The organism is Thermovibrio sp. (assembly GCA_015488335.1).
In the GTDB taxonomy this organism is placed as follows: domain Bacteria; phylum Aquificota; class Aquificia; order Desulfurobacteriales; family Desulfurobacteriaceae; genus Balnearium.
In genome coordinates this window covers 1-6,034 of sequence record WFNZ01000061.1, presented here as the reverse complement: position 1 = coordinate 6,034, position 6,034 = coordinate 1, and the positions used below count along the sequence as shown (strand labels likewise).

The following is a 6,034-nucleotide window of genomic DNA, read 5'->3' as shown; positions in this document are numbered from 1 at the left end:
GTTGAGAGATGAAGTTTGGAATACCCGTTTACCCGGGAAGCAACTGCGACAGAGACGTTGGCTGGGTTGTTGAGAAGGTTTTAGGCCACGAAGCCGTTTACCTGTGGCATGCTGAAAAAGACCTGAAGGGGGTTGACTGCGTAATCGTTCCCGGCGGCTTCTCCTACGGAGATTACTTAAGGGCTGGGGCAATGGCAAAAATCTCCCCCGTTACAGAGGCCATATGCGAGTTTGCAGAGAAGGGAGGCCTTGTTATGGGGATCTGCAACGGATTCCAGATACTCCTTGAAGCAGGGCTTCTTCCCGGAGCGATGCTTCCCAACAAAACACTCTCTTTCATCTGCAAGTTTGTTCACTTAAAAGTTGAGAACGACCAGACCCCCTTTACACACCTCTACAGAAAAGGTGAGGTTGTAAGGATTCCCATAGCCCACGCGGAGGGGAACTACACCTGCCCCCCTGAGACTCTCAAGGAAATAGAGGAGAACGGTCAAGTTGTTGTCAGGTACTCCTCTCCAGAGGGAGAAGTCTCAGAGGAATTCAACCCCAACGGTTCTCTCAACAACATAGCAGGAATCTGCAATAAGAGGGGAAACGTTTTCGGCCTTATGCCCCACCCTGAAAGGGCTTCAGAGACAATTCTGGGATCTGTAGACGGCCTCAGGATGTTCCAGTCAATAGTTGAAAGCGTTGTAAGGGCTTAAAATGGAAGACCTTGCAGTTGTAATTCCCGCAAGGATAGGCTCAACCCGGCTTCCCCGGAAACCCCTGAGGGAAATCTGCGGCAAGCCGCTGATTGTGTGGGTGGTTGAAGCAGTTAAAAGGGTTGTTCCAGAGGTTTTCGTTGCAACAGACAGTAAAGAGGTTGTAAAGGCAGTTGAAACTGCAGGAGCAAAAGGGATTCTGACGCCGCCGGAGCTCCCCAGCGGAACAGACAGGGTCTACCACGCAGTCCGGGAGCTCCCCTTTAAATACATCGTAAACGTTCAGGGAGACGAACCCTTTATAAGGGAAGAGCACATCAGGGCTGTTTACGAGGGGCTGAAAAAGGGTTTTAAGTTCACAACGGTTGCAACGCCATTTAAGAGCAGAGAGGCCGTTAAAGACCCCTCAAAAGTGAAGGTCGTTCTGGATAAAAGGGGAAGAGCTCTCTACTTCTCAAGGAGCCCCATACCCTTTACGAGGGACGGAGAGGTAGAACCTGAAAACTATCTGAAGCACATTGGGATATACGGTTTCACGAAGGAGTCTTTAGAGAGGTTTGTCAGCTGGGAAGAGGGAAGGCTTGAGAGGATAGAGAAGTTGGAACAGCTGAGGATACTTGAAAACGGGGAGGAGATTTTCGTCTCTGTTGTTGAGCACGACAGCTTCGGAGTTGATACAGCGGAAGACTTAAAGCTGGCCGAGAAAATGGTTAAGGGAGAGGTGTAGATGGCTTCAAAACTGATTTTCGTAACCGGCGGAGTTCTCTCCTCAATCGGAAAAGGGATAACGGCATCCTCAATCGGAACCCTTTTGGAGAGCAGGGGGTTAAAGGTAACCATCCAGAAGTTAGACCCATACCTGAACGTTGACGCTGGAACGATGAACCCCTACCAGCACGGAGAGGTCTACGTAACGGAGGACGGAGCAGAGACAGACCTTGACCTGGGTCACTACGAGCGGTTCACCTCTGCAACAATGAAGAGGATAAACAACGTAACTTCCGGTCAGATTTACCAGGAGATAATCCAGAAGGAGAGGAAGGGAGAGTTTTTAGGGGGAACGGTTCAGGTAATTCCCCACGTAACGAACCTGATAAAGGAGAAGATAAGGCAGTTAATGTCTTCAGACGTTGACGTTGTTATAGTTGAAGTTGGTGGAACAGTTGGAGACATTGAGGGGCTCCCCTTTTTAGAGGCCATAAGACAGCTTGGAACAGAGGTTGGAAAGAGCAACGCCATATACGTCCACGTAACCTACGTTCCATACGTAAAGGCCGCAGGGGAGCTGAAGACAAAACCGACACAGCACTCGGTAAAGGAGCTCCGCGCCATCGGTATTCAGCCCGACATAATCGTCTGCAGGGCAGAGAGGTCAATTCCAGCTTCCGTTAAAAGGAAGATAGCCCTCTTTGCAAACCTTAAAGAGCACGAAATCATAACGGCAAAAGACCTCTCCACAATTTATGAAGTTCCCTTAGTTCTCCAGAAGGAGAAGATTGACGACCTTATAATAGAGAAGCTCCAGCTCCCTGTAAGCAGCCAGCCGGACTTATCTGAGTGGAAAGAGGTTGTAAACAGGATAAAGAAACCGACAGAGGGAAGTGTAAAGATAGCAGTAGTTGGGAAATACGTGGAGCTCCCCGACGCCTACAAGAGTATCATTGAGTCCTTTGTCCACTCCGGAGCTGCAAACAATGTAAAGGTTGAGATAGAGTGGGTAAACGCAGAGGAGCTTGAGAACGGGGAGAAAACGCCTGAGGAGCTCCTCTCAGACGTCCACGGCGTTTTGGTTCCCGGGGGGTTTGGAGAGAGGGGCGTTGAGGGGAAGATAAAGGCCATCCAGTTTGCACGGGAGAACAGAATCCCCTTCTTCGGAATATGCCTCGGGATGCAGTGTGCAGTTATAGAGTTTGCAAGGAACGTTGCAGGCCTTGAGGGAGCCCACAGTGCAGAGTTCAGCTCAACAACCCCCTACCCCGTTATAGACCTGATGGAGGAGCAGAAAGGGATAGAGGAGAAAGGGGGAACAATGAGGCTTGGGGCCTACCCCTGCGTTCTGAAAGAGGAAACGTTCAGCTACGAGGCTTACGGAAAAAAAGAGATCTCCGAGAGACACAGGCACCGCTACGAGTTCAACAACAGGTTCAGGGAAACCTTAGAAAAGGCCGGCCTTGTGATAGCTGGAACATCACCAGACGGAAAGTTAGTTGAAATCGTTGAGATAAAAGACCACCCGTGGTTTGTAGCCGTTCAGTTCCACCCGGAGTTTAAGTCAAGGCCCAAAAGTCCCCATCCCCTCTTTCTGAACTTCGTCAGGGCCGCAAAAGAGTTAAGGGACAGGGTTGAAAGTTAAGGTTTTAAGACCTGAAGAGATAACGACGATTGGGGTGGGAGCTCCCCGGAAAGTCTACTTCCCGGAAAGTGTTGGGGAGCTCCGCTCACTCCTTAAAGAAAACCTGCCGGTTATAGGTGGTGGCTCAAACTCCGTTCTATCAGACAGTAAAACTCCACTCATATCAACAGCTTTCCTGAAAGAGGTCAAGTTTGAAAACGGGAAGCTAACCCTTGGAGCAGGAGTAAAGCTCTCTCAGGTGCTGAAACTCCAGCAGAGGGAGAAGTTCTCCCTTCTTGAGTTTCTTGCGGGAATCCCCCGGGCAACAGTTGGTGGAATAGTAGCCCAGAACGCCGGAGCATTCGGCAGAGAAGTAAAGGAAATCCTTGACTCTGTTACATACATAGAAAAGGAGAGTGGAGAACTGTTAACCCTTAAGAGAGAAGAGATAGAACAACTCTTCGGCTACAGGAAAACTCCATTTCCAGAAATTGGAACAGTTGTATCTGCAACCTTTAGAGTAAAACCTCTCAGAAATGTTAAACAGAGCATAGAAAACTTCGTTAAACTCAGACTCTCAAAACAGCCCCCATTCTACCTGAAAACGGCCGGGTCAACCTTTAAAAACCCGCCGGGTAATTCAGCCGGAAGGCTTTTAGATGCAGCAGGCTTAAAGGGTTTCAGAGTGGGTAATGTTTTTTTCTCAGATATCCACGCCAACTTTACTATTAACAGAGGAAAGAGCTGTTTTTCCGAGTTTTCAGAGCTGATAAGACTGGCAAGAGATAAGGTTAAAAAACTATTCAACATTGAGCTTGAGCTTGAAATTAAAATTTTTTAAAATCCAAAATATGGAAACAGTAATTGTTAGCTCACAGAATCCAATTCTCCGTTTTGCCGTAAGGGAACTCAAGGAAAAAGCCCCTAAAGGTTTTGACTTTGCCCTATTTTCCATATCTCCTAACTACCCCCACCAGGACGTTCCAGCAACAATAAAAAAAGAGTTTGGAAGCATAGAGTATGTGGGCTTTACCTCTTCTTCAGCCTTTGAAAACATAAAAGTAGTAAATGATGGAATTGTTGGATGTTTCTTCAAGTTTAGCAGCCCTAAAACAAAAGTCTGCACCCATGTAAGAGGGAACATTTCAAAAGAGAACAGAAAAGATGTGATAAAGGAAATAGAAGAATTCCTATCTGAAAGGAAAGACAAACTGAACATAATTATAGCCGATTTTATTGACGGGGAGTTTCCCGTATTAATTGAAGAGCTTGGGAAAGAACTTCAGGAAGTTCCCCTAATCGGCGGCATAATTGCAACACCAGTATCGGGAAATAAAAGACAAAAAGGTTATCTGTTCCACAACGGCAACGTAGTAGAAAACGGCCTCATAATAATAAGCTTTTCCAATCTGGATTTTCAAGTTCAGGTCTCATCTGGCGTTTTCAAAAAAGGCCCTATCTATACAGTAACAAAAACAGATACGTTCAAAATATACGAACTTAGCGGGAAACGTGCAGGTTATCTGCCCAAAAAACTTCTGAAGGATATTGAACCTTCAAACGACAATCAATTCCTTTTATGGTATACGCCTTTTGGAATTGTAAATGAAAAAAATGAAATAGAGGCACTAAGGGTAATAAGAAGCTTTGCAGACGACTACATAGAACTCTGGGGACCTGTAAACGAGGGAGAAAGGCTAAAACTATCAATAGTTCTCAGCACAGAACTGGTAAAAGATGCGGAAAAAACCGCAAAGGATCTAAAAAAATCCTTTGGAATGGCTGATTTCTGTTTCAACTTCTCCTGCATAGCAAGAGAAAAAATTTTAGAACAGTTTGAGGATAAAGAGATTGAACTCTATGGAAGGCTCCTAAATGCTCCCCTTTTCGGTTTCTTCACCCACGGAGAGGTGGCAAGGAAAAACGGGAAACTAAGACTGCACAACTTAACATCTGTAATAGCAGCAGTAAGGGAGAAATATGAACTTTAAAGACAAAAAACTCAAACTGTTCCTTAACTACATAGAGGAACTTACAGAACAGTATGAGGAGCTCCTCAACCAGAAGAAGGAACTTCTTGCAGAGCTTGAGAAAAAAGCTCTATACGACCCGCTAACAAAACTTTTCAACAGACACGCCCTCATAGAATTCCTTACGAAGGAGATTGAACGGATAAAGAGAGAAAAAGGAGAAAAACTATTCATCATCTTCTTAGATTTAGACAACTTTAAACAGGTTAACGACCTTTACGGCCACAAAAAAGGAGACGAAGTTCTAAAGGAAGTTGCCCAACTTTTGAAAACACACTTCAGAAAGTACGACATTGTAGCCCGCTTTGGCGGAGACGAATTTATGGTCGTTGTAAGAAACAGAACAAAAGGGGAAATAGAAAATATCCTCAAAAAACTGCAGGAGAGAATAGAAGAAATATTTAAAAACTTTGCAATTTCAGTAAGTTACGGAATAGCAGTCGCTCCAGACGATGGAACAGACATAGACAAACTGATAACAATGGCCGATAGAAGAATGTATAAAATGAAAGAGAAACACAAAGCCAAAAAACTTGACAACTAAACTGTTCTGTCTATATTATTCTGCGTCGCAAGTGGGCCCGTAGCTCAGCTGGTAGAGCAACGGACTTTTAATCCGTAGGTCGGAGGTTCGAATCCTCCCGGGCTCACCATTTAGCGTCCCCGTCGTCTAGCCCGGCCTAGGACACCGGCCTTTCACGCCGGCGACGCGGGTTCGAATCCCGCCGGGGACGCCACTTCAGTTTGGGGCCGTAGCTCAGCTGGGAGAGCGTCAGGCTGGCAGTCTGAAGGTCGCGGGTTCGAATCCCGCCGGCTCCACCAATATGGGCCCGTAGCTCAGTTGGTTAGAGCATCCGGCTCATAACCGGACGGTCGGTGGTTCGAGTCCACCCGGGCCCACCATGATTCCCCCAAATTCCCGCCTGATAAGTTGAAGTAAAATAAAAACAATTCAAGATCTTAAATTT

General features: G+C 46.3%; 6 protein-coding genes, 3 tRNA genes and 1 other RNA gene. All 10 read left to right on the top strand.

Features of this window, described 5'->3' with window-relative positions; all coding sequences use genetic code 11:
- Nucleotides 1-8 precede the first annotated feature (8 nt).
- The 10 genes from purQ to F8H35_RS07835 all read left to right on the top strand — a co-directional run bounded on the left by purQ (nt 9) and on the right by F8H35_RS07835 (nt 5,969).
- Nucleotides 9-704: a phosphoribosylformylglycinamidine synthase subunit PurQ gene (gene purQ / locus F8H35_RS07880; RefSeq protein ID WP_472572997.1), complete on the top strand. Its 696-nt coding sequence runs from the start codon at nt 9-11 to the stop codon at nt 702-704.
- A 1-nt stretch (nt 705) separates the two neighbouring features.
- Complete coding sequence (gene kdsB / locus F8H35_RS07875; protein ID WP_472572996.1) at nt 706-1,431, top strand: 3-deoxy-manno-octulosonate cytidylyltransferase; 726 nt, start codon at nt 706-708, stop codon at nt 1,429-1,431.
- Nucleotides 1,432-3,057, top strand: a complete 1,626-nt coding sequence (locus F8H35_RS07870) for a CTP synthase (RefSeq protein WP_472572995.1) — start codon at nt 1,432-1,434, stop codon at nt 3,055-3,057.
- Complete coding sequence (murB, locus tag F8H35_RS07865; RefSeq protein ID WP_472572994.1) at nt 3,047-3,877, top strand: UDP-N-acetylmuramate dehydrogenase; 831 nt, start codon at nt 3,047-3,049, stop codon at nt 3,875-3,877. The genes F8H35_RS07870 and murB overlap by 11 nt, the downstream gene beginning before the upstream one ends.
- Nucleotides 3,878-3,887: 10 nt before the next feature.
- Entirely contained in the window at nt 3,888-5,027 is a 1,140-nt protein-coding gene (locus F8H35_RS07860; protein ID WP_472572993.1) for an FIST signal transduction protein, read from the top strand.
- The gene (locus tag F8H35_RS07855) at nt 5,017-5,610 is read left to right on the top strand and encodes a GGDEF domain-containing protein (RefSeq protein WP_472572992.1); all 594 of its coding nucleotides are present in this window, start codon (nt 5,017-5,019) and stop codon (nt 5,608-5,610) included. The genes F8H35_RS07860 and F8H35_RS07855 overlap by 11 nt, the downstream gene beginning before the upstream one ends.
- Nucleotides 5,611-5,643: 33 nt before the next feature.
- Nucleotides 5,644-5,719, top strand: a tRNA-Lys gene (locus F8H35_RS07850).
- Between the two features lie 6 nt (nt 5,720-5,725).
- A tRNA-Glu gene (locus tag F8H35_RS07845) sits at nt 5,726-5,803 on the top strand.
- Nucleotides 5,794-5,888: a transfer-messenger RNA gene (ssrA, locus tag F8H35_RS07840) on the top strand. Before F8H35_RS07845 ends, ssrA begins: the two co-directional genes overlap by 10 nt.
- Nucleotides 5,889-5,892: 4 nt before the next feature.
- A tRNA-Ile gene (locus tag F8H35_RS07835) sits at nt 5,893-5,969 on the top strand.
- Nucleotides 5,970-6,034: the final 65 nt, after the last annotated feature.

Coding starts and splice junctions, on each gene's coding strand:
- purQ (WP_472572997.1), top strand. CDS start 9: ATGAAGTTTGGAATACCCGTTTACCCGGGAAGCAACTGCGACAGAGAC.
- kdsB (WP_472572996.1), top strand. CDS start 706: ATGGAAGACCTTGCAGTTGTAATTCCCGCAAGGATAGGCTCAACCCGG.
- F8H35_RS07870 (WP_472572995.1), top strand. CDS start 1,432: ATGGCTTCAAAACTGATTTTCGTAACCGGCGGAGTTCTCTCCTCAATC.
- F8H35_RS07860 (WP_472572993.1), top strand. CDS start 3,888: ATGGAAACAGTAATTGTTAGCTCACAGAATCCAATTCTCCGTTTTGCC.
- F8H35_RS07855 (WP_472572992.1), top strand. CDS start 5,017: ATGAACTTTAAAGACAAAAAACTCAAACTGTTCCTTAACTACATAGAG.